A 22,058-nucleotide genomic window follows, 5' to 3' on the forward strand; every position below is an offset into this window, starting at 1 on the left:
TGTGCCCTCCGCGAGCCTCGTGTTCCAGAGCATCGTCCTCGGCGTGCTGCTGGGAGGGCTCTACGCCCTCCTGGCGGCCGGCCTGACCCTCTACTTCGGCGTCATGCGCGTCGTGATGATCGCCCACTCCGCGTTCCTGATCCTCGCCGCCTACCTCGCCTGGTACGCCCACCGGGAGACCGGCGTCGACCCGCTGCTCACCCTGCTCGTCACCGTGCCGCTGTTCTTCGTCGCGGGCGTGGCCATGCAACGGCTGCTCCTGACCCGGCTGCGCCCGGCGACGCTGACCATGATGTCCGTGCTGCTGACCTTCTCCGTCGCCCTCGTCATCGAGGGGCTCCTCGGGTACGCCTTCTCCGGCACCCAGCGGCGGATCCGGCTCGGCTACTCCTCCGAGAGCCTGGAGTTCTTCGGCGCGCGCGTCGCGGTGGTCAAACTCATCGCGTTCGGCCTGGCGGCCGCCGCCCTGCTCGGGCTGTATCTCCTGATGAGGCACAGCAGATTCGGCCAGGCACTGCGGGCGACGATCCAGCACCGGGAGGCCGCCGCGCTGGTCGGCATCGACACCGACCGGATCGCCGGATACGGCTTCGGGCTCGGTCTCGCCACGGCGGCGGTCGGCGGCACGGCACTCTCGCTCGACACGACCATCTACCCCTCGCTGCACTGGCACTGGATCGGTCCGCTGATGGCGATCATCGTGGTCGGCGGCCTCGGCAGCGTGCCGGGCGCGGCGATCGCCGCCATGGCCCTCGGCCTGACACAGAGCCTGTTGCAGCTGGAACTCAGCACGACCTGGGCGCAGACGGTCTTCTATGTCGCGCTCTTCGCCACCTTGGCCGTCCGGCCGCAGGGATTCTTCGGGGGTCGGCTTGCCCAGAGATTCTGAACGCCCGCGCCACACCGGCAGGTTGCTGCGGCTGGGAGCACTGCTCGCCGGTATCGCCGTCGCGCTGTCCTTCCCGTCCATGGCCCCCAGCCCGTACGAACTGACCGTGGGCATCGCCATCCTCAACTTCGCGGTGCTCTCCACCTCCTGGAACTTCGTCGGCGGTTTCACCGGCTACATCTCCCTGGGGCACGGCGCGTTCGCCGGGCTCGGCGCGTACGCGACCGGGCTGCTCGTGACCAAGGGCGAACTGCCGTCGTTCGTCGCGCTGTTCGTCGCGGCCGCCCTGGTCGCCGTGCTCGCGATACCCGTCGGCTACGCCGCGCTGCGGGTGCGCGGGGCGTCCTTCGTCATCGTCTCGATCGCACTGGTGCTGATCATGCTGCTGGTCTTCCAGAGCTGGGCCTCCTTCACCGGCGGCTCCCGCGGTCTGGTGGTCCCGCGGCCGTTCCCGGGCAAGTTGCGCTCCGAACATCACGAGATCTTCTACTTCCTGTTCCTCGGGCTGCTCGCGCTGGCGCTGCTGGCCTGGTGGATCATCGACCGCTCCCGGTTCGGCATGGGACTGAAGGCGATCCGCGAGGACGAGGACAAGGCACAGTCGCTGGGCACCCCCACCTACACGTACAAGCTCGTCGTCTTCGTGGTCTCGGCGACTTTCACCGCGCTGGCCGGCGGGCTCTACGGACTGTGGTTCGGCGACCTCGACCCCGTCTTCCAGTTCTCGATCCTGAGCGGGGCCTACATGGTCCTGATGGCGCTCCTCGGGGGCGTACGCCATCTGTACGGGCCGCTGCTCGGGGCGGTGATCGTCGGGTACGGGCTTGAGTACTCCAAGCTCGAGTACGGGGACACCCCGCTGCACCTGGTCTTCGCGGGCCTGCTACTGGGCGTCGTCGTGATGTTCATGCCGGACGGGGTCATCCCGGCGGTCACCGGACTGGTCGCACGAGTCCTCGGGACCGGCGAGACGTCGATCCGCGAGGTCACCGCAGCCGAACTGCGCGACGAGCGCGAGGCGGACGTCCGGCCGGACCACCGGCCGGACGGGAAAAGACCCGACGGGAAGAGAGAGGTGAGGCAGTGAGCGCGCACGAGGGTGAGCAGAGCCTGGCGACCGTCGGACTCACCAAGACCTTCGGCGGGGTTGCCGCCCTGGACGGCGCCACCGTGTCCTTCCAGCACGGGAAGGTCAACGCCCTGATCGGACCGAACGGCTCCGGCAAGACCACGTTCTTCAACTGCGTCACCGGCATGATCCGTCCCGACGCGGGCCGCACGACGTACCGGGGCCGGGACATCACCGCCAGGCCGCCCCACCGCATCGCCCGGGCGGGGATCGGCCGCTCCTTCCAGCTCTGCCGTGTCTTCCCCCGGATGACGGTCCTGGACAACCTGCTCGTCGCCGTACGCCCGCCGAACCTGCTGGCCCAACTCGCCGGTGCCCGCAAGCGGGAGGAGACGGAACGGGCCCGGTACTGGCTGACCCGCATGGGCATCGACCACCTGGAGACGGCGGAGGCGCGGAACCTGTCCTGGGGGCAGCAGAAGCTGCTGGAGCTCGCGGGCGTCCTGATGAGCGAGCCCGAGCTGATCCTGCTCGACGAACCGGCGGGCGGGGTCAACCCGGCGCTGATCGACCGCATCTGCGACCTGGTGCGCGAACTCAACGCCGAGGGCCGGACCTTCCTGATCGTCGAGCACAACATGGACCTGGTCATGTCCCTCAGCGACCACGTCGTGGTCTTCGACCGCGGGCGGCCGATCGCGGAGGGCCCGCCCTCGGTGATCCAGTCCGACGAACGAGTCCTGGAGGCCTACCTTGGCGTCTGACCCCGACTCCGGATTCCTGCTCGAACTCGACGACATCCGCGCCGGTTACGGACGGGCGGCCCTGGTGCTGCGCGGTCTTACGGTCCAGGTGCCGGCCGGGGCCGTGGTGTGCCTGGTCGGCCCGAACGGCGCGGGCAAGTCCACCGTGCTGAAGGTGGCCAGCGGGCTGCTCGCGCCGCGCTCCGGCCGGATCCTGGTCGACGGCGTGGACGTCACCGGCCGCGGACCGCAGCAACTGCTCGCCGCCGGAGTCGCCCATGTCCTCCAAGGACACAGCGTCTTCCGGGAGATGACGGTCGCCGAGAACGTCCTGCTCGGCGGCTACACCATCAAGGACAAGGCGGTCGTCGCCGAGCGCGCCGACTTCGTACGCAATCTCTTCCCGCTCGTCGCCGAACGCTGGACGAGCCTGGCCGGGCTGCTCTCCGGCGGCCAGCAGAAACAGGTGGAGTTCGCCCGCTCGCTGATGGTCAGGCCCCGGGTGGTGCTGCTCGACGAGCCGTCCATGGGGCTCGACCCGAAGACGACGGGCGTGGTCTTCGAGCAGATCGTGCGGATGCGGGAGGCGGGCACGGCCGTGCTGCTGGTCGAGCAGAACGCCCGCCGCGCGCTGGAGACCGCCGACATCGGCTGCGTACTCGACCTCGGACGGGTCCATATCTCGGGCCCGGCACGGGAGTTGCTGGCCGATCCGCAACTGGGCGAGCTCTACCTCGGAGGCAGGCCGGCACAGCCACCGGCCGCACCCAAGCGGTGACCAGCCGGAGAAAGCGGTGCCCCCTACGGGAAAGCGATGACAGGCAAGGACATCGATGTCATGACACGCCTCGCAAAGGAGCGAGCGACATGGTCAGACGCAGACGGTACGCGGGAGTGGCCCTCGCCGCTCTCCTGACAGCCCTCACGGCCCTGGCGGCGGCGCCACCGGCCGGGGCACGCGACGACGGTCTGCGGCCAACTGCCGTGCATCCGGGGCTCAGACCCGACCTCGCCGCCTACTACGACTTCGAGCATCCGGTACGCGGCAATCCGGCCCGGGAACGCGACCGGGGTTTCTCCGGCACCGACATCGACCTGGTGGGCGGTGGCGCCCGGATGCGGACACCGGACGGCGCGCACCGCGGCAGCCGGACCTCGCTGCAGGTCCGGCAGGTCAATCCGGACGCGGCGGGCAACGACGACTGGAAGGCGGGCGTGTACTCCGCGTCCGGCGTGCCGACGCTGAACGCCTTCAACGCGGTGCGCGGGACCACCGTGATGGGGTGGTTCAAGATGACCGGGCAGAACCCGAGCCCCAACTCCAACACGGCCTCCCCCGACGACCTTTACGGCGCGATCGGTCTTGCCGGGGTACTGTCCGGCGACTCCGACGGACATGGCGTACGCGCCCTCCTGGAACTCATCAACGTCAACGGCGAACTCCGGCTGGTCGCCCTCGGCCGGCGGATCGACGGGGCCGCCTCCCAGACGTTCGCGGCCTCCCAGGACTGGCGGACCCTGCTGCCGCCCGGCGAGTGGGTGTTCCTCGCCGCGACCTTCGACTTCGACACCGGTGAGATGGCGCTCTACCGCAACGGCAAGCCGCTGGACGGCTTCTACACCGTGCCCGGCGACCCCTGGGACCTCTCGGGCCCCGGCCCGCACCGCACCTCGGCCACCGACCCGCGAGGCCTCAAGATCGGCGGCAGCTTCCCGCAGAACACCCGGGAGGGCAATCCCTGCAACTGCCGTATGGACAGCCTGATGTTCCTCGACCGCGCGGTGGACGCCGCGCTGGTCCGAGCACAGTACCGACTGGTCACGCACAAGGCCGCAGAGGAGTGACAGCCATGACCGGATCCCCCGGCACCAGACCCAGACTCGCGCCCCGTCCCAGACCCATCCTGCTGACATCGTTACTCGTTCTGGCACTGCTGCTTTCCGTCCTCGTCGCCCTGCCCGGCGCCACGGCCCACGCGGCCGAACCGATCACCGACCCGATCACCGAGCGGCCCGCCACCTCCGGTATCGGACTCACCGTCGAGGAGTTCGCGGCCTTCCCGAAGAGCGAGCCGCCGGACGGTCCCGTGACCGACCCGCGGCTGCGGCGGCACGCCCGCATCAACTATCTGAGCGAACTGCCCGACGGCTCGGGCCGGATGGCCGTGCCCGACCTCAACGGCAAGCTGTATCTCGTCGAGAACGGCACCCCGCGCGTCTATCTCGACGTCGCCGGCACCTTCTCCCCCGCCTTCTTCGGCAGCCAGGGTCTCGGCATGGGCTTCGGGTTCGTCACGTTCGACCCGCGCTTCAAGAAGAACGGCCGTTTCTACACCGTCCACACCGAACTGGCCTCCGCCACCACCGCCGTGCCCGACATGCGGCAGGCGTCGAACACGGTGTACCACGGCATCGTCACCGAGTGGAGGGCCGAGGACCCCTCGGCCGACACCTTCGAGGGCACGCGCCGCGAGGTCCTGCGCATCGGCTTCACGGGCCGCGTCCACGGCATCCAGCAGATCGACTTCAACCCCACCGCCCGGCCCCACGACAAGGACTACGGGCAGCTCTACCTCGCCGTCGGCGACGGCGGCCAGGGCGCCAGGAACAGCGAGCCGCAGAGCCTGACCGTGCCGCACGGCAAGATCCTGCGCATCGACCCGCGGGGCACCAACAGCGCCAACGGCAAGTACGGCATCCCGTCCCGCAACCCCTTCGTCGGCACCCCCGGCGCGCTCGGCGAGATCTACGCGTACGGCATGCGCGACCCGCACCGGTTCAGCTGGGACACCGGCGGCCGCAATCGTATGTATCTCGGCCACATCGGTGAGCACGCCATCGAGGCCGTCTACGAGGTGAGGGCGGGCGACAACCTCGGCTGGAGCGAACGTGAGGGCGCCTTCGTCTTCGACAAGACCGCCACCGACCCCTGCGCCAAGATCCAGCCGCTGCCCGCCGACGACGAGAAGTACGGCTACACGTATCCCGTCGCCGCCTACGACCACGACCCGCCCGCCAACTGGAACTGCACCTCCGACGTCGGCCGGGCGATCGTCGGCGGCTTCGTCCTGCGCGACCGCGACCTGCCCGAGCTGTACGGCAAGTACGTCTTCGGCGACCTCGTCGACGGCCGCCTCCTCTACGCCGACACCAAGGACATGCGCCGGGGCGGCACGGACCTGGCCAAGCTGTACGACCTGATGCTGTACGACGAGAGCGGCGCCCGGGTGACGCTGCGGGACCTCGCCGGGGACAGCCGGGTCGACCTCCGTTTCGGGCAGGACGCCGACGGCGGGCTCTATCTGCTCTCCAAGGCCAACGGCAGGATCTGGAAGGTGACCGGCACCCGGAAGTTCGCCTCCTGCGACACCGACGGCACGAAGGTCACCAACGTCATGGCCGGGCGGAACTGGGCCCCGGTCACGCCGTCCAAGTGGCAGTTCCCGGGCCGTGAGGCGATCCTCGCCGAGGCGGGAGTGGCCCGCCCCGGCCCGCGCCGCCCGTTCGAGTACGCCGTGCTCACCGCGGGTCCCCCGGCCTTCGGCTCCGTACGGATCGACGCGCGGGTCCGAATCGACACGCCAGTCGAGGTCACCAACCGGGACGTGATCATCGTGTTCGGCCACCAGTCGGACACGAAGTTCTATTACGCGCACCTCTCGACCGACAACACCATCTATCCGCACAACGGGATCTTCGTCGTGAACGACGCCGACCGGCTGCGCCTGGAGGACCAGTGGAACGGCACCACCGGCGCGCCACCGGCCATCACCGACTCGGCCTGGCACAAGGTGCGGGTGGTCCACTGCCCCGGCACCGGTGAGATCGCGGTCTACCTCGACGGCTCGAAACAGCCCCTGATGACTGCCGTCGACACCACGCTCTCCTCCGGCCGGGTGGGCTTCGGCTCGTTCGACAACACCGGGCGGATGCGCGACCTGAAGGTCAAGGGAACGGGCGGGGCCGCCCTCACACGGTGACACCGTCGATCTCGAAGGTCTGCACCGAGGCGGCGGCGAACGGCACGCTCAGACTCTTGCCGTTGAGGTAGGTGTCCGAGCGTGCCGTGTACAGGTCGCCGCCGCCGGAGGTGAGGGTGTTCCAGCGCCGTACGAGCCCGCCGCTGCCGCCCGTGACCGTGGTGAAGCGGGACAGGTCGAAGGTGAGCGTCTGCGCGGCACCGGAGTTGACGGCCACGATGACGAGGCGCTTCTGTGCCGCGTCATGGGCGGCGACCGCGTACCCGACGCCCGTGTCGAGGATGGTCATTCCAGGGCGGATGTGGCGGCTGAACTGAGCCATCACGTAGTACTTGGTCTGCACGGTGGTCGGCTGCAGGGTGCTCGCGTCGTACGCGATCATCGCCCAGCCGGTGGAGGGGTCCATCACCTGCCAGTAGACCCAGGCGGTCGGGTGCAGCCAGCGGAAGTCCAGGCACAGGTTGCTCGCCAGGGTGAGCCCGGTGCCGTCGCTGTCACCGGTCTCGGAGTTCCAGAGCTTCTTGCCGGCGGTCGTCACGACGTCCGTGTGGAGGAGGTCGCGGCGGCCGCCCGAACCCTGGTAACCGTGCACGTTGACCTGACCGACGAGGGCCTTCGTCGACGCTCCGAAGGAGTTCCAGGTCGTACGGGCCAGGTCGTAGCTCGTCTCGTCGGAGGCCGAGATCATGATGCCGGACAGGCCTCGCGCGTCGAGTTCGCTGCGCATGTACGGGAGGACGGCGGCCTGGACGGCGGCGTCCATGTGACAGCCCTCCTGGGTGCCGGTGGCGGTCCACCAGGAGGACGAGGGTTCGTTGAAGGGGTCTACGGTCGCGAAGTTCACGCCCCAGTTGTTCTTGGCGCGCAGGGCAACGGCCGCCAGGTGGGAGGCGTGCTGGCGGTAGTTCCAGGACTGGAGGTTGTTGCCCCCTCCTGACGCGCCCGACGGGTTGTGGTTGAGGCACATCCACCACATGGGCGAGTTGGCGAACAGCTCGGTGACCGCGCCTCGTTGGACGGCCTTCACCAGGGCGGCACGCTGGTTGGCGTCCGCCGTCCAGTCCCAGGCGGAGGAGGCGGGGTCCTCGTTGTTCCAGTCCTGCCAGTAGCCCTCGATCTGCTTGAAGGCCGGGATGTTGGGCGAGGCGACCATGGACTGGCCGCCCACGCTGTTGGGGCTGCACGCGCCCAGGTTGTAGCGGGCGATGTTCATACCGAGGCCCGGCAGCGTCCTGCCGCCGTACGCCACGGACTTGGTGGTGAAGAAGATGTCGGCGAAGTCGTCCCGTGCGCCGAACACGTTGGCCCACCACGCGAGCGAGGTGCCCCAGCCTTCCCAACTCCCGTAGGTGCTACCGGGGTTGACGCCGATGGTCGCGTCGGCGCGGGCGGTGCCCGTCGCCAGCGCACTGCCCAGCAGCGTGCCGCCCGCCGCCGCCAGCAGCGATCTGCGCTTCATCATGGAGGTCTCCTGTCGCGCTCATGCCACAACCTGGTTGAAGAATGAGGCGGGGGCAAACGGTTGTCGAGACGCGTGACAGCGCTTTCTCTTTCGATACTTTCTGGGCGCGCCGGTGTCACCACCGAGGGAGCTTGAGCTCGTACTCCGGGTGGACGCGTCGCATGTATCCGGTGTCGTCGCGGCCCTTCATGCCCGAGTCGAGATAGACCCGGTGGAGCCGTTCCAGTGCGTCGTGGTCGAGTTCGACGCCGAGACCGGGACCCGTGGGGACCTCGACCGCGCCGTCCCGCACTTCCAGCGCCCCGGGGACGATGACGTCGTCCGCGAAGTTCCACGGGTAGTGGGTGTCGCAGGAGGTGTCGAGGTTCGGGATCGCGGCGGCCACATGGGTCATGGCGGCGAGGCTGATACCGAGGTGGGAGTTGGAGTGCATGGACAGCCCGATGCCGAACGCCTCGCAGACGGCAGCGAGTTCACGGGTGCGGCGCAGCCCGCCCCAGTAGTGGTGGTCGGTGAGGAGGACCTGGATGGCGTCCAGCTCGACGGCCGGCTTGATGTGCTCCCAGGCGACCACGCACATGTTGGTGGCCAGCGGCATGGGTGAGGCCTTCGCAACCTCGGCCATGCCGGGGATGGTGGGGGTGGGGTCCTCCAAATACTCCAGGCAGCCGTCCAGCTCCCGGGCCACGTACCGCGAAGTCTCCACCGTCCAGGCCGTGTTGGGGTCGAGCCGCAGCGGCTGCCCCGGGAATGCCTCGGCGAGCGCCCTCATCGCGGCGATCTCCTCGTCGGGCGGGAAGACACCGCCCTTGAGCTTGAACGAGGTGAATCCGTACCGCTGTTGCATCAGCCGGGCCTGCTCGACGATGCCCGCCGGGTCGAGCGCCTCGCCCCACTCGTCACCGACGGCCGGATTGCCGTCGAGCGCCGGGTGTTCGGCCCACTTGTAGAAGAGGTACGCGGCGAAGGGCACGGAATCGCGGACCGTGCCGCCCAGCAGGTCGCTGACCGAGCGTCCGAGGAGCTTGCCCTGGGCGTCCAGACAGGCGACCTCCACGGCGGAGGTGGTCCAGCCGCGCTCGTGGGAACTGGGCACGGTCGGCAGCAGGACGGAGTCGATCGCGGCCGCGACGGCTGTGGTGTCGAAGACGTCCATGCCGACGACCGCCCGCGCCGCGGCCCCCAGTCGTTCGATGCGGATGTCGCCGCCGGTCGACTCGCCGAGGCCCACCGTGCCGTCCTCCAGGACGAGTTGGAGAATCAGCCGCAGCGCGAGCGGCTCGTGCACGCCGCTGGAGTTGAGGAGCGGCGGGTCACGGAAGGCGATCGGCGTGACGATCAGTTCACGGATCCGACTGTCGGGGGTGGTCATGCGCGGACTGCCTCCAGGCGCTGGTCGATGAGCTTCACACACCCCATTCACACCCATGAACCTGCGTCACGAATCTGGATGGCGCGCAGCCAGCTAAGAATCGTTTCAGGTGTATGTCAAGACATGGGGAGTCAGGCGCGAGGGGCGTCCCCGGCGAACGCCGCCCTCAGCACGGCGAGTGCGCCCTCGTGCGTGACCTCGCGCGGATTGGCGTACGCCTGGCCCGCGACCTGCTCGGCCGCCACCGCCAAGTCTGCCTCGGCAAGACCCAGTTGAGCGAGGGACCGCGGCGCGCCCAGACGTCCGGACAGGGTCCACAGAGCGAGCGGGGCGTCATCTGTGCCGAGGGCGCGTTCGAGGGCCCTGATCGCCTCGGGAGCGGCGGGCGCGTTGTACGCGAGGGCGTACGGGAGAACCACCGTGTGCGTCTCCGCGTGCGGCAGGCCGAACGTGCCGCCCAGCACATGGCAGAGCTTGTGGTGCAGACCCATGGTGGTCGCGCCCAGGCAGGAACCGCAGAGCCAGGCCCCGTAGAGGGCGCGCCCGCGGGCCTCCAGGGACCCAGGCTCGGCGGCGATCTCCGGAAGGGCCGAGTTCATCGCCCGTACGCCCTCCTCGGCCATCAGGGAGACGAGGGGCGAGGTGTCGGGGGCGTACAGCGCCTCGACCGCGTGCGCGACGGCGTTGACACCGCTCGTGACGGACAGGGGCACGGGCATGGAGAGGGTGAGCTCGGGGTCGTACACCACGCTGCGCGGGAGGACCGACGGATCGCGCCCGGTGCGCTTCGCGCCGTGCTCGGTGAGGCCCCAGACGGGGGTCATCTCGGAACCGGAGTACGTGGAGGGCACGGCGATCAAGGGCAGCCCCGTGCGCAGCGCGATCGCCTTGCCCAGGCCGATCGACGAACCGCCCCCCACGGCGACACAACCGTCGGCACCGGCAGCGCGAGCCACCTCGACGGCACGGTCGGCGACCTCCGCCGGGACGTGCATCCGGGCTTCGGCGTGCAGTCCCGCGCACAGCTCGCCCAGCGAGTCGGCGACGGCCCGAGCGGTGTCCGCGCCACGCGCACCGGACACCACCAACACCCGCCGCAGACCGAGCCGTTGGACCTCCTCCGCCGTCGCGCTCACCGAGGCGCCGGGCCGGAAGACGACCCGCATGGGCTGGGCCTCGTACGAGAAGTTCACGCTTTCGCCCCAGGAGTCAGTACGAGATCGAACCGCGCGTGCCGGAACGGGTTCGGGATGCCGAACTCCCGTGCCAGGGAAGGATCGTCGGTCTCCGCGAAGTCCTCGACCAGACTGCTCTTCACCGCGAAGACCGCGTCCGAGTCGAGGTAGTCGCTGCCCGCCACGAAGATGTGTGTGGTGACGGGGGCGTGGCCCTCGGCGGTCGCGATGAAGTGGATGTGGGCGGGGCGGTAGGGGTGCCGGCCGGTGGCGCGGAGCAGGTCGCCGACCGGACCGTCGGTGGGGATGGGGTACGGGCTCGGTACACAGGTGCGGAACCAGAAGCGGCCCGTCTCGTCCGCCGTGAACAGGCCGCGGCCGTTGCCCGGCGGCTGGAGGTCCGGCTGCTGCACGTCGTAGAAGCCGTCGGCGTCGGCCTGCCAGACGTCGAGGACCGCGCCGGGCAGCGGGGTGCCGTCCTGGGAGAGCACCCGGCCGCTCACCACGCACGGTTCGCCGCTGCCCACCAGGTCGATGTCCGCGCCGAGTTCACGGACCGGGGACTCGGTCATGTGGAAGGGTCCGAGGACCGTCGACTCGGTGGCCCCGGGGCCACGGTCGGCGTTCAGGGTCTCGACCAGCATCGACAGCCCGAGCACGTCCGACAGCAGAATGAACTCCTGCCGGGTGTCGGTGCACGTCTGCCCGGTCGCCGTCAGGAACCCGATCGCCCGCTCCCACTCCTCCTGGGTGAGCCGCGTCTCCCGCGCGAAGTCGTGAAGGTGCCGGATCAGACCGGTGAGCAACTCCCGCAGCCGCGGATCGGTACCCGCACCAAGACTCCCAACGGCCTCCTCGGTGACCGCGGTCCCGCTGGCATCGATGGTCATGACGACTCCTGATTCACCGTGTCCCGATTCATCGTGTCCTGCTTCCCGACGATCACTGTCCCGCACAACCTGCCTCGCCCGGTGAGCGACGCAAGCCATTCACACCTCAGGGGCGCGGGGAACTGCGCGCCCAGCCACACACACCCCGCACAAACACGACAACCCAAGGCACCCCGAAACCCACCCGCACAACCAGCGGAGCTACCGGCTACCGCCCGAGAATCAGCCCCACCGCACCCCCCAACAACTCCCCCGCATCGCGAACACCCGTCGCGTACCGAAACGCCACATACCCGTCGGGCCGCACCAGCAGCACACCCGAGTCGGAGACCTCGCTCAGCCGCGCCCAGTCACCGTACGGATCCTCGTACTGCTGCCCGGGCCCGATGACGACGGTGGCGATGTCGAGGCCGACGGCCTCGGCGGCCCGCACCCAGCAGTCACCGCCGATACCGGTGAACAGCGTGAAGCGCCCCTGCCCCGCGGCATCGAGCGTGGACAGGGTCCGGGTCCCGTCCGTGATCCACGCATGGGGCAACTTCGCACCGGGCCGCGAGGACGGCTGGTGGTACAGCTCGGGGTCCCGCTCGAACCCGGGATCCTCCGTACCGTCGGGGACGACCGCGTCCGACACGTACCGCTGGTTGAGATCGACGCCGTGCGCGTTGAATTCGTACACCTTGAAGGCGATCGCCTCGCGGAGGCGGGCGCGCTGCTTCTCCGCGGCCTCGGTGGCGTCCTTGCGGGCGGCGATGTTGGCCCACAGCTGCTCGGGGCTCTGCGGGGAGAGACCGTCGAGCGCCTCGAAGATCGGTGCGGTCTCGCCGATGGACTTGTTGGCGCGGGTGACGATCTGCCTGCCGACCGGGGCGCGCTCGGCGGTGTACGTGTCGAGGAGCTTGGGCGAGGCCGTGCCGTCGAGGACGAGCTTGAGCTTCCACGCCAGGTTGTACGCGTCCTGGATGGAGGTGTTGGAGCCGAGGCCGTTGGACGGCGGATGGCGGTGCGTGGCGTCACCCGCGCAGAAGACGCGGCCGTTCGAGTACGACTCGGCGTACATCTCGTTGACCGTCCACGCCGAGGAGGACTTGATGGTCACGGGGATCTCGTCGTCGCCGACGAGTCTGCGGACGATGGACTCCGCGTACTCGGTGGTGAGGTCCGGGGCGCCCGCCGTCACGTCGTAGCCCCAGACGATCATCCACTCGCTCCAGGGGCGGACGTTGCGGACGAGGCCCGCGCCGATGCCGCCGACGGTGGCGCCCGGGGCGAGCACCCAGTAGAGCGTGGACGGCCGGTGCGCGGTGTACTTGCTCAGGTCCGCGTCGAAGACGATGTTGATGCTGCCGGCCACGCCCATCTGGCCGCCCATCGGCAGCCCGGCGTCCTCGGCGACCTTCGACCGGCCCCCGTCGGCGCCGATCAGGTACTTGGCGCGGATGGTGTATTCGTCGCCGCGCAGCCGGTCCTCGACGGTGACCGTGACTCCGTCGGCGTCCTGGACGAACGACTTGTAGACCGTTCTGAAGCGCAGATGGGTGCCACGGGCGACGGCGGCGTCGACGAGCACCGGCTCCATGAGGTGCTGGGGCATGTCGCACATACGGGTGGGGCTGGCGAGGTCGTGCGCGGCCTGTACGAGGGGGTCGTTGCCCCAGGACCGGACGCGGCCCAGTTCCTCGCCGGCCAGGCTGGTGCAGAAGGTGGTGTTGCCCATCAGGTGCTGGGGCGTGGCCCGCGCGACGACGTCCTGCTCGACGCCGAGGTCGCGCAGGACCTCCATCGTGCGCTGGTTGGTGATGTGGGCGCGGGGTGTGTCGGCGAGGCTCGCGTAGCGGGTGACCACGATGTTGGGCACGCCGTAGGTGCTCAGGGCCAGGGCGGCCGAGGCGCCCGCGGGGCCGCTGCCCACGATGAGTACGTCGGTCTCGACTACGGGCTCGACGGTGTGCACGGGCACGCTCCAGAGGATGAGAACAGCACCAACCATTCATGATCGTGGTGCGAAGCGCGGGAACGCGGGTGTCTCATTACGAGACACCGACACGGGTTTACGGGACATCGGCGCGGGCCCAACGGGACATCGGCACAGGCGCGGAACACAGCGGGGGCGCCCCTTTGTTACCTGTTCAACCATGCCCGGTACGGTGGGAGGCGCCGTGACGACCACCGAAGAGTCCCCCGCCCGTCCCGCTCTCACGCCGCTCCGCCAGGCGCGAGAGCGGTTCCTGACGGGACGCCCGCTGCCCGACGGAGTGCCGGACGAGATCGTCGCCGCCTGGCGGCGCGCCCGTTTCTTCGGCGTACGGCACGACCTGACGGAACCCGCCGAGCCCCTGCTTCCCGCGCGGTCGGCGCTGCTGACCGCCGCGCGGCCCGTGCTCGAACGGCTGGCCCCCGCCCTCGCCTCCGGGCAGTCGTCCCTCGTCCTCACCGACGAGCGGCTGCGCGTGCTCTGGTCGGCCGGGAGCGGGCCCGGCGACGAGAAGTGCCATGACCTGTCCGAACAGGAGGTCGGGCACAACAGTGCGGCCCTCGCCCTGCGCACCCGGCATCGCGCGGAGGTGCACGGCCCCGAGCACTTTCTCGACCTGTGGCAGGACGTGTCCGCCGTCAGCGTGCCGGTGCTGGCCCCGGAGAACGGCCAGGTCCTGGGGACGGTGACCGTCGCGTCCGGCCTGTGCACCGGGTGTACGCCGCATCCGGGCGCCGCCCTCGCCGAGGCCACGGCGACGGCCGTCGAGGCGGAGCTGCTGGCCCGGTCCCGTACGACGGAACGCGTGCTGCTCGACGCCTTCCAGCGGGCGGCCGCCCGGCCGGGGGCGGCGGTCGTGGCGCTCGACGGCAAGAACCGGCTGCTGAGCGACGCGGCGGCGGGAATGCTGTCGCCGGGCGCGGTGGCGGTCCTGGAGCGGACGGCGGCGGCGAACGGCTCGGGGCGGGATGCCACCGGGGCCTCCGAGGTGGACGACTCCTCCGAGCCGGCCGACACTTCTGAGGCGTACGGCCCCTCTGGACCGGCTGGCACTTCTGAGGCGTACAACCTCTCTGGACCCGTCGGCACTTCTGAGCCGTATGACCCCTCCGAGCCGTACGACTCGGCACGGCACAGGAACGTTTCCGTAGCCTTCGATCTCGAACTCCCCGACGGCACGGGCACGGCACGTGTCACCCCCGTACGCCATGAGGGCGCGGTCATCGGTGTGGTCGCCGTGGTCGAGCCGCCCGTCGGCGAAGCGGTGCGACCGCACGCGCGGCAGCCTCGTGTCGCGCTCGCCGGGCGCTCGGTGCCGTGGCGTCACGCGACGGCGAAGGCCGCCGAGCTGGCCCGGTCCCGGGAGCCGTTGCTCCTGACCGGGGAGCGCGGCACCGGAAAGACCGCCCTGGCAAGGGAGTTGCTGACAGCGCGCGGGGATCTGGATCCGCTGGTCGTGGACGCGGCGGAGGGCCCGGTCGACGAACCCGGCATCTGGGCGACGGCACTTGCGAGCGACCGCGCGCTTCTCCTCCGCCATGCCGAGCGCCTCGCCCAGGCCGACGTCGCCGCTCTCAACTCCCTGCTCGACGAACGCCCGGACGCGCCTCTGCTCCTCACGTACACACCCGGTACTCCCCCGGGCCCCTGCCTCCAGCGGCTGCTCGACACGCTGGCCGTCCGTTCGGTTACCCTTCCGGCGCTGCGTGAACGCCCGGACGACATCAGGGAGTTGCTCCCCGAACTGGCTCCTGGTCCGGTGCCGGGACGGCCTCCGCTCACCTGGACACTGGACGCGCTACGGGCACTGGAACGCCATCCGTGGCCCGGCAACATCACGGAACTCGCCCATCTCGTCAGGGCGTTGGCCGAGCACCGCCAGGTGGCGGGCCCGGTGCGGCGCGCCGAACTCCCCGACCCGGTCCGGGAGGGCCCCGCGACACGGCAGTTGAGCCCGATGGAACTCGCCGAGCGCACCGCCATCCTGGAGTCGCTGCGCCGCCACGGCGGCAACAAGGCGCGTGCCGCGGCGGCGCTGGGCATCGCCCGCGCGACCCTGTACCGAAAGCTGCGGGGCTACTCCCTGTGACAGCGGGATTCCGCCCCCTCCCCGTCCGCCGCTCCCCCTGCTAGCCTCCGGCCCGGGAACCGGTTGCCACGAGCGTTGCCGCACTTCCCGGGGGTGGGGCGCACCCGGACGGCGGACGAGTCGCTTCCGGGGCGGAGCAGAGGGGCGGGTCATGACCAGGAAGACCACCGGCGATGTCGCGGGCCGGCGCACCATCCGGGACGTGGCGGCACGGGCCGGCGTATCGGCGTCCACGGTGTCGCGCGTCCTCGGCGGCGACTACCCGGTCAGCACATCGACCCGTACCCGCGTGATGCGGGCGGTCCGTGACCTGGACTACGTGGCGGACGCCCGCGCCAAGGCCATCGCGGGGGCGGGCACTCCCATGCTCGCGTTCGTCCTGGACGACATCACGGGCCCGTCCTTCGCGCACATGGCACACGGTGTGGAACGCGAGGCGACCCGGCTCGGCCATCTGTCCCTCGTGTGCAGCACGGACGGCGACGCCGAACGCCAGCTGGAGTTCATCGAGATGATGCGCGCCCAGCGTGCCGCCGCGGTGATCCTGGTCGGCGGCACCGCGGACACCGCCGAGTACCGCGACCGCATGGCCCGTATCGCGGACTCCCTGGCCTCCGCGGGCTCCCGTCTGGTCCTCTGCGGCCGCCCGCCCCTGGACCCGGGCACTCCGGTGACCGTGATCGAGTACGACAACGAGAGCGGGGCGTACGCGCTCTGCGCCCATCTCCTCGCCCAGGGCCACCGCCGCGTTCTCTTCCTGGGCGGCAAACCGTCCAACACCACGGCCCAGGGCCGTGAACAGGGCTACCTCGCGGCCCACGGCCCGCGGCGTCACCGCGGACCCGGCTCTTCGCCTCTTCGGCGACTTCACCCGCGACTCGGGCCACCGCCTCGTCCGCCAGGCCCTCGCCCAGAGCCTCGACTTCACCGCGGTGATGGCGTCCACCGACATGGTCGCCTCGGGAGCCCTGACCGCCCTCCACGAGGCGGGGCTCTCCGTCCCGGGGGACGTCTCCCTGGTCGGCTACGACGACATCCCCTTCGCCCGGGACCTCAACCCGCCGCTGACCACCGTCCACGTCCCCTACGAGGACCTGGGCAGGCTCGCGGTCCGCACGGCCCTGACCCGCACCCCGGACGCCCCCGACGAACACCTCCTCCTGGGCACCCACGTGGTCGTACGGGCCTCGGTGGCACCCCCGCCCGACACACGTCAGTGACGGGCGGGGGCGCCTGCGTCCAAGTGCCGGTCCTCGGCGCCTACTTGGCGTACATCAGCGTCCCGAAGCCGAGCTGGTCGAAGCCCCCGCTGGCGGCACCGTAGTCACCGCCACCGCCCTCGGGCCGCACGCTCTCGGCCATGGCCGTGATGTACGGGACGGACAGCCCGCGCCGACGGGCGTAGTGGTAGTGGAGGATGTCCCACACCGGCCTGGCCTGCCCCCGGCTCGCCGCGGAGATCACGGTGTGCGACTGCTGGGCACAGTTCTGACCGGTGCCCCAGGTGTACGTCGTGAAGGGCACGTCCTGTCCGAGGTTGTACTTGGCGACGTACTGGGCGGCCTTCATGAACCGGTTGTCGCCGTAGCCGTACAGGTCGTCGCCCTGTGACCAGGCCATCTCGCAGAAGGCGCCCATCTGGCCCATGCCCATCATGGTGTGGCCCTGGTCGCGCCCGCTCTCCTGCCACTGGGCGAGACCCTGCGAGTCGTACACGAACGGGACGGCGTGGTTGATGGAGCCGTTGCCCGCGCCGTTCTTGAAGTAGTTCACGGCCTGGTCGTACTTGGCGGCGTCGTCGCAGAGGATGCCGATCGCCAGGACCGAGTTCATGTTGCAGAGGTCCCAGTTGGCCCAGTAGTTGGTGATGCAGGCGTCGTTGTGGTTGTTGAGGAACTGGTTGTTGAGCGGATAGAAGACGTTGAGCATCATCGTCTTGAACCGGTCGAGGTCGAATCCGCTGTAGCCGCGCATGAGTTCGGCGGCGTTGGCGAACTGGTAGCCGTAGATCCCGGCGGCCAGGAAGCGGTCGGCGTTGCCGGTGACCGTGGTGAGCGTGGCCGACCAGGCGTTGAGGATGTCGCGGGCTCTGTCTCCGTGGGCCGTGGTGCCGGCGATCCTCCAGCGCAGGGCGTTCTGGTAGGCGGCGTGGATGTCGTTGTACAGGAGGCTGTAGTTCTCGCCGGTGCCGCCGCGGACGATCGTGGCCTGCGGACGCGCTGTCCAGGTGGCGGCGGAGTGCGAGTTGGCGGTCAGCCGGTTCCAGCCGGACAGCCAGGGGTCGTTCCCCGCGGCCACCCTTACCTTGGCCCGGTTCAGTTCGCCGTACGCGTGCAGCATGCCCGGGTGGGTGAAGGTGGCCGGGGCCGCCGCTGCCGTACTGCCGGTGAGGGCCGTGGCGGAGGCGCCGACCGCGAGGGCGGCGGTGAGACCACCGGCGGTCCTCAGCAGTCCGCGGCGGCTCAACTCCGTGCTGGGGAGGTGCTGGTGGGGGGAAGTGCGGCTCATTCTGTGCATCTCCAATCCTGGGAAGGATCGGCGGCCCGGAGGCAGCACGGGAGCACACCCGCACTGCGGGAGACCGCTCAGGTGGGGGCGTCGCCGAAGCCGGGGATCTCTCCCTCGGCGAGGGGGGTCCGGGCGACGCGGTCATCGGGCGAAACGGCCGCGCCGGAGGCAGTCCCGGTGCGCGTCGGCCGCGGCACAGTGGCGGCACAGTGGGGAGGCTGACGGTCGCCGCCACCCACCCCGAGTTGCTGCCGCTTGCCTCCTGCGGGTTGGTGGCGGAGACCGTGCAGTAGTACGTACGACCCGCGCGTACTGCTCGGTTCGCACAGAAAGCGTTTCCGATCCCGACACGACCGGCTCCCTCTCACACGTTCCGGACGGTGAGCTTGAGGGACTTGGCCCCCGTGCCCGCCGTGTTCGTGGCCGAGACGGTGACCGTGCTGACGCCCGGCGCCTTCGGGGTTCCGGAGATCAGGCCCGTGCCCTTGTCGATGACCAGGCCTTCGGGCAGCCCCTCGGCGTCGAACGACGTCGGCAGCGCGGTCGCGGTGACGAGGTGGCTGAAGGCGCGGTCCCTGGTGGCCGTTACCTCGCCCGCGCCGCTGATCTCCGGGGCCATCGTGGAGGCGGCTGTCGCCTCGTCGAGGAAGCGGAGGTTTCGCACGTGCTCGTTGGCGAACATCGGCACCATGTCGGTGGTCAGGAACCAGCCCGGCTTCTCCATCCCGTCGTGGACGACCGTGCCGTTGACCGTCAGGTTCTGGAAGGTGACGTTCTTGACGGGCCGTTCGGCGTCGTAGCCGGCCAGGACCGCAGTGTCCGCGTGTACGCCGTCGTACGTCAGGTTCCGCACGTACACGTCCTCGATGCCCCGGCCGGGCGAGGCGTTGTACCGGTTGGCCATGACCCGCATGTTGACCAGCTGGCCGCAGGCGAAGTCCTCGACCCGGACGTCCTGGATGCGGACGTTCCGGATGAGGTTGTCGTCGCCGGGATTGAGGGCGATGCAGCCCTGGTAGAGCACCTGCGGCTCGCGGTGCTGGAGCACGTCGATTTCGCTGAGGACGATGTTCTCGATGACCTCGGGCTTCTCCGGGTTGCCGTGCGTGCCGATGTTCACCGGGTGCGCGACATCGGCCCACAGGGTGGAGTCGCGGACGGTGATGTTGCGACAGTCTCCGTAGTAGTCCCAGCGGTGGGCGTAGACGGCGACGCAGTCGTCGCTGTTGCGCATGAAGACGCCCTCGATCAGGACGTCCTCGCTGCTGAACACGTCGATGCCGTCGCCCCACTGGCCACAGCTGTACGAGTGCAGGTTGCGGACGGTGACCTGCTGGGACTGGCCGATGGCGCAGGAGTAGCCGGTCCTCGGGTCGAGGACGAGTATCCCGTCGATCTCGATGTTCCTGGAGAACGCCACCGTGGTGCCGCCGTCCGTGTCGTACAGGATGCCCCGGCCGATCAGCCTGGCGTTCTCGACGTTCGTGAAGTCCACCCGGGCCTTGAGCACCGCGCCACCGGCCAGGTAGACCGTCTTCCCGCTGGGCACCTGCAGCACGTCGTCCGGGACCGTGTGGATACCGGGGCCGAAGTGGATGACGTCCGGGTCGCCGGCGTCGGGCCGCTCCTGCTCGACCGGGTTGGCGTGCAGATGGAGGTTGTCGTAGAGGTCGCCGTCGATCTCGACCGAGAGGTTGCACGGCCCGGTGAGGCTGAAGCGGAGGGTGTCGCCGCTGACCTCGTGCTCGACGGCGTACGACAAGGGGCGGATCCGTGCGGAGCCGATGGCGCCCTTGGCGGAGGTGACCTCGATCTCGACGGTTCCGGTGAAGTCCAGGCCGGCGACCGAGGTGTTCCTGACGATGCCCGCGCCTGTCGTCTCGTCGACGGTCCTCGTCCGGGCGCGCAGTACGGGCACCGTCCGCCAACCGCCGCCGGGCTTGCGGGCCTTGACGGAGAAGCTGGTGTTGAGCGGCAACCCGGTCGGGACGGGATGCACCACCAGCCGGTCGGCGGCCTCCGGACCGTCCTCCTCCGCTCCGGCGGTGTCGGCCGCCGGCAGAGGAAGGAAGCGGTCTCGGCCGAGGGGAGCGACGGCGGGTGAGCGCATCAACTGGTCATCTCCTGCTTCGGGTTGTGTGCGTCGGCGATTTGGACAACCGGTTGTCATGAGTGGGTGCGCAGAGCTTCTTCCTGTCCGGAAACGGCGTCAAGGGTCTGCGCCGACTTTCGAAAAGTCCCGGTGAGCAGGGGATCGGCAGGTCGGTAGATCTCCTACGGCCGGCCGTCGAGCTCCCGCATCTCGAACCGGTCGAAGTCCGCCGGGGTGCGGGTCCCGCCCAGGTCCTGCGCGCAGATGCCGACGAAGGCGCCGGTGAACCTCAGCCGGTCCCCGTAGTCGTCGGAGAGCTTGCTCGCGTCCAGGACCGGTCCCACGGCATGCCAGTCCGTGCCGTCGGGCGACGCGGAGAAGCGGAGTTCCGTGCCGTCGAACCGGGCCCGCAGATGCACCGACGGCCAGTCGTCCGTGGCCAGTTCGCTGTCCGGGAGCTCTCCGTACGCGCCGTCGTCGGTGAGGACCACGCCCAGGACGCGACCCCGGCCCTCGACATGGGTGAGACGGAGATAGAAGTGCGTCGAGGTGTCGTACCAGCAGATGAGGCCCGCGAGTTGACTGAAGTGCGAGGGGCGGAAGTCGACGACCGTCGTCACCTCGCAGCGCACCGAGGTGAGCCGCCGCGCGACCAGACTCTGGTCGAACCGCGAGTGCAGGCTCTGCCTGCCGCGCAGCCGCAGATGCCCGGGACGCTCGCGGAGGCTCAGCCAGTCGGGGGTGGCGGGCGCGCGGAGCGTACTCCAACTCCCCTCCAGGGACGGCGAGTCGAAGTCGTCCCTGGCGGCGAGACGGGCGACCGGTCGAGGCTCCACTCCCTTGGGCGCCGGGACTTCCAGACTCGGCCGCCGTCCTCCGTCCGCCAGCCGCAGCCAGCCGTCGTCCGTCCAGGTCACGCGTTGCAGACAGGTCTCCCGGCCGAGGACGCAGCGCGGTCCGTCCGGCGTCCGTACGGGTCTGGAGGCCAGGTGGGCGAGGTACCACTCCCCCTCAGGCGTCTCGACCAGTTCGCCGTGGCCGGCCTTCTGCAACGGCCAGTCCGGGGTGTCCCGGGTCGTCAACAGCGAGCCGTGCGGGTCGAGTTCGTACGGTCCGGTCAGTTCGCGCGAGCGGGCCATCAGGATGCCGTGGTTCCAGCCGGTGCCGCCCTCGGCGAGCATCAGGTAGTACCAGCCGTCGCGCCGGTAGACGTTGGGCCCCTCGATCAGCTCCTCGTGGGTGAGGATCGTGCGCGGCTGTCCGATCAGGGCACGCTTGTCGGCGTCGTACTCCTGAAGCAGGATCCCTGCGAAGGACGGGTGGCCGTCGCGCGGGTCCCACTGGATGTTGAGCAGCCAGCTGCGGCCGTCCTCGTCGTGGAAGAACGACGGGTCGAAGCCGGAGGAGTTGAGGAACACCGGCTCCGACCACGGGCCCTCGATGGACGGGGCCGTGATCAGGTAGTTGTCGACGTCCTTGTACGGGTGCCCGATGGTCCGCACGATGCTGTACACCAGCCAGAACCGGCCGTCGTGGTGCGAGAGCGAGGGCGCCCACACGCCCGCCGAGTCGGCGACTCCGCGCAGGTCGAGCAGATCGGGCCGGTCCAGGATGTGCCCGGCCCGCTCCCAGCGGACGAGATCGGTCGAGCGGTGCACGGGCACGCCCGGGAACCATTCGAAGGTGGAGGTGGCGAGGAAGTACTCCGCGCCGACCCGCACGATGCTCGGATCCGGATGGAATCCGGGCAGCACGGGATTGCTGATGTGGCCCACGGTCATGCAGGTCCCTTCTCACGGAGTCCGCCACCTCTC

At 70.0% G+C, this 22,058-nt stretch carries 16 protein-coding genes and 1 pseudogene; 9 read left to right on the forward strand and 8 right to left on the reverse strand.

Annotated features, from left to right (window positions below):
- The first annotated feature begins 1 nt into the window (after position 1).
- From ACFWXQ_RS03650 to ACFWXQ_RS03675, 6 genes are all read left to right on the forward strand, one after another.
- The gene (locus ACFWXQ_RS03650) at positions 2 to 889 is read left to right on the forward strand and encodes a branched-chain amino acid ABC transporter permease (protein WP_383950710.1); all 888 of its coding nucleotides are present in this window, start codon (positions 2 to 4) and stop codon (positions 887 to 889) included.
- Positions 873 to 1,976 carry a branched-chain amino acid ABC transporter permease gene (locus ACFWXQ_RS03655; protein ID WP_383950712.1) on the forward strand — a complete coding sequence of 368 codons (1,104 nt, stop codon included), beginning with the start codon at positions 873 to 875 and terminating at the stop codon, positions 1,974 to 1,976. Before ACFWXQ_RS03650 ends, ACFWXQ_RS03655 begins: the two co-directional genes overlap by 17 nt.
- Entirely contained in the window at positions 1,973 to 2,722 is a 750-nt protein-coding gene (locus tag ACFWXQ_RS03660) for an ABC transporter ATP-binding protein (protein WP_383950715.1), read from the forward strand. Before ACFWXQ_RS03655 ends, ACFWXQ_RS03660 begins: the two co-directional genes overlap by 4 nt.
- A complete protein-coding gene (locus tag ACFWXQ_RS03665) occupies positions 2,712 to 3,479 on the forward strand; it encodes an ABC transporter ATP-binding protein (RefSeq protein ID WP_383950718.1) in 768 nt (255 codons plus the stop codon). Before ACFWXQ_RS03660 ends, ACFWXQ_RS03665 begins: the two co-directional genes overlap by 11 nt.
- Before the next feature lie 89 nt (positions 3,480 to 3,568).
- Complete coding sequence (locus tag ACFWXQ_RS03670) at positions 3,569 to 4,546, forward strand: hypothetical protein (RefSeq protein ID WP_383950722.1); 978 nt, start codon at positions 3,569 to 3,571, stop codon at positions 4,544 to 4,546.
- A gap of 5 nt (positions 4,547 to 4,551) precedes the next feature.
- On the forward strand, positions 4,552 to 6,681 hold the full coding sequence (locus tag ACFWXQ_RS03675) for a PQQ-dependent sugar dehydrogenase (RefSeq protein ID WP_383950724.1): 2,130 nt from the start codon (positions 4,552 to 4,554) through the stop codon (positions 6,679 to 6,681).
- Here the strand turns inward: ACFWXQ_RS03675 and ACFWXQ_RS03680 are convergent.
- From ACFWXQ_RS03680 to ACFWXQ_RS03700, 5 genes are all read right to left on the reverse strand, one after another.
- A complete protein-coding gene (locus ACFWXQ_RS03680; protein WP_383950727.1) occupies positions 6,671 to 8,143 on the reverse strand; it encodes a beta-1,6-galactanase in 1,473 nt (490 codons plus the stop codon). The genes ACFWXQ_RS03675 and ACFWXQ_RS03680 overlap by 11 nt on opposite strands.
- 115 nt (positions 8,144 to 8,258) lie before the next feature.
- Positions 8,259 to 9,515 (reverse strand): glucarate dehydratase family protein, encoded by a 1,257-nt coding sequence (locus tag ACFWXQ_RS03685; RefSeq protein ID WP_383950730.1) that lies wholly within the window; start codon positions 9,513 to 9,515, stop codon positions 8,259 to 8,261.
- A gap of 131 nt (positions 9,516 to 9,646) precedes the next feature.
- Positions 9,647 to 10,681 carry a maleylacetate reductase gene (locus ACFWXQ_RS03690; RefSeq protein WP_383950749.1) on the reverse strand — a complete coding sequence of 345 codons (1,035 nt, stop codon included), beginning with the start codon at positions 10,679 to 10,681 and terminating at the stop codon, positions 9,647 to 9,649.
- 23 nt (positions 10,682 to 10,704) lie between these two features.
- Positions 10,705 to 11,580: an intradiol ring-cleavage dioxygenase gene (locus ACFWXQ_RS03695; RefSeq protein ID WP_383950733.1), complete on the reverse strand. Its 876-nt coding sequence runs from the start codon at positions 11,578 to 11,580 to the stop codon at positions 10,705 to 10,707.
- Positions 11,581 to 11,788: 208 nt separating this feature from the next.
- Positions 11,789 to 13,570, reverse strand: coding sequence for an FAD-dependent monooxygenase (locus ACFWXQ_RS03700; protein ID WP_383950735.1), 1,782 nt, complete (start codon positions 13,568 to 13,570; stop codon positions 11,789 to 11,791).
- A 169-nt stretch (positions 13,571 to 13,739) separates the two neighbouring features.
- Here ACFWXQ_RS03700 and ACFWXQ_RS03705 point away from each other — a divergent pair, with 169 nt between their 5' ends.
- The 3 genes and pseudogenes from ACFWXQ_RS03705 (at position 13,740) to ACFWXQ_RS03715 (ending at position 16,864) form a co-directional block, all read left to right on the forward strand.
- Positions 13,740 to 15,644: a helix-turn-helix domain-containing protein gene (locus ACFWXQ_RS03705; protein ID WP_383950737.1), complete on the forward strand. Its 1,905-nt coding sequence runs from the start codon at positions 13,740 to 13,742 to the stop codon at positions 15,642 to 15,644.
- 151 nt (positions 15,645 to 15,795) lie between these two features.
- A pseudogene (locus ACFWXQ_RS03710) lies at positions 15,796 to 16,401 on the forward strand (LacI family DNA-binding transcriptional regulator); the annotation flags it as partial.
- Between the two features lie 37 nt (positions 16,402 to 16,438).
- A complete protein-coding gene (locus ACFWXQ_RS03715; protein ID WP_386267425.1) occupies positions 16,439 to 16,864 on the forward strand; it encodes a LacI family DNA-binding transcriptional regulator in 426 nt (141 codons plus the stop codon).
- A 40-nt stretch (positions 16,865 to 16,904) separates the two neighbouring features.
- Here the strand turns inward: ACFWXQ_RS03715 and ACFWXQ_RS03720 are convergent, their stop codons facing one another.
- The 3 genes from ACFWXQ_RS03720 to ACFWXQ_RS03730 form a co-directional block, all read right to left on the reverse strand.
- Positions 16,905 to 18,152, reverse strand: coding sequence for an alginate lyase family protein (locus tag ACFWXQ_RS03720; protein WP_383950743.1), 1,248 nt, complete (start codon positions 18,150 to 18,152; stop codon positions 16,905 to 16,907).
- 364 nt (positions 18,153 to 18,516) lie between these two features.
- A complete protein-coding gene (locus tag ACFWXQ_RS03725) occupies positions 18,517 to 20,262 on the reverse strand; it encodes a putative Ig domain-containing protein (protein ID WP_383946578.1) in 1,746 nt (581 codons plus the stop codon).
- Between the two features lie 164 nt (positions 20,263 to 20,426).
- A complete protein-coding gene (locus ACFWXQ_RS03730; RefSeq protein ID WP_383946575.1) occupies positions 20,427 to 22,025 on the reverse strand; it encodes a glycoside hydrolase family 43 protein in 1,599 nt (532 codons plus the stop codon).
- Positions 22,026 to 22,058 lie beyond the last annotated feature (33 nt).

The sequence above is a fragment of the Streptomyces sp. NPDC058697 genome (genome assembly GCF_042715345.1).
GTDB lineage: Bacteria > Actinomycetota > Actinomycetes > Streptomycetales > Streptomycetaceae > Streptomyces > Streptomyces liliifuscus.

What these genes read in the sequence shown, in the direction of transcription:
- ACFWXQ_RS03700 (WP_383950735.1), bottom strand. Translation starts at nt 13,570, where the DNA reads ATGGTTGGTGCTGTTCTCATCCTCTGGAGCGTGCCCGTGCACACCGTC.
- ACFWXQ_RS03720 (WP_383950743.1), bottom strand. Translation starts at nt 18,152, where the DNA reads ATGAGCCGCACTTCCCCCCACCAGCACCTCCCCAGCACGGAGTTGAGC.
- ACFWXQ_RS03680 (WP_383950727.1), bottom strand. Translation starts at nt 8,143, where the DNA reads ATGATGAAGCGCAGATCGCTGCTGGCGGCGGCGGGCGGCACGCTGCTG.
- ACFWXQ_RS03670 (WP_383950722.1), top strand. Translation starts at nt 3,569, where the DNA reads ATGGTCAGACGCAGACGGTACGCGGGAGTGGCCCTCGCCGCTCTCCTG.
- ACFWXQ_RS03730 (WP_383946575.1), bottom strand. Translation starts at nt 22,025, where the DNA reads ATGACCGTGGGCCACATCAGCAATCCCGTGCTGCCCGGATTCCATCCG.
- ACFWXQ_RS03675 (WP_383950724.1), top strand. Translation starts at nt 4,552, where the DNA reads ATGACCGGATCCCCCGGCACCAGACCCAGACTCGCGCCCCGTCCCAGA.
- ACFWXQ_RS03685 (WP_383950730.1), bottom strand. Translation starts at nt 9,515, where the DNA reads ATGACCACCCCCGACAGTCGGATCCGTGAACTGATCGTCACGCCGATC.
- ACFWXQ_RS03690 (WP_383950749.1), bottom strand. Translation starts at nt 10,681, where the DNA reads ATGCGGGTCGTCTTCCGGCCCGGCGCCTCGGTGAGCGCGACGGCGGAG.
- ACFWXQ_RS03695 (WP_383950733.1), bottom strand. Translation starts at nt 11,580, where the DNA reads ATGACCATCGATGCCAGCGGGACCGCGGTCACCGAGGAGGCCGTTGGG.
- ACFWXQ_RS03725 (WP_383946578.1), bottom strand. Translation starts at nt 20,262, where the DNA reads ATGCGCTCACCCGCCGTCGCTCCCCTCGGCCGAGACCGCTTCCTTCCT.